This is a genomic window from Shewanella sp. 10N.286.51.B2, assembly GCF_041469265.1.
Classification (GTDB): domain Bacteria; phylum Pseudomonadota; class Gammaproteobacteria; order Enterobacterales; family Shewanellaceae; genus Shewanella.
Window position 1 is genome coordinate 1 of record NZ_JBFRKH010000126.1, and the last position, 351, is coordinate 351.

1 pseudogene is annotated in these 351 nt (G+C 43.3%); it reads right to left on the reverse strand.

From position 1 onward, the window contains the following. Positions 1–351: pseudogene (locus AB4140_RS19870) on the reverse strand (AAA family ATPase); the annotation flags it as partial.

A 351-nucleotide genomic window follows, 5' to 3' on the forward strand; every position in this document is an offset into this window, starting at 1 on the left:
TCATGCCGAAACCAATTAGCGCATAAGGATTATGTTTAATTGCTTCAATGGATTTCTCAGTGTGATACTTCAGCAAACGCTGCTGAACACTGGCAGGTATCTTGTGTTCAGACATCCAATTGCAGTAGGCTAGATTCTTGTATTTAGAATATCCCTCAAACAATGAGGTAATGGAATCTTCGCTCAGAACACTTCTAAGCCGCTCTCTTGACTCTGGCGCATCTTTTCTCAAGGTTGCATGAAAATTCTTACCTAAAAGCTCCCAGAGCGCCCTTGCTTTGCTTTCACCAATACCTTTAAAGGCAGCTTCCCTAGCGATGAATCGGATCAGTTGTTCGCCTGTTTCTGGCA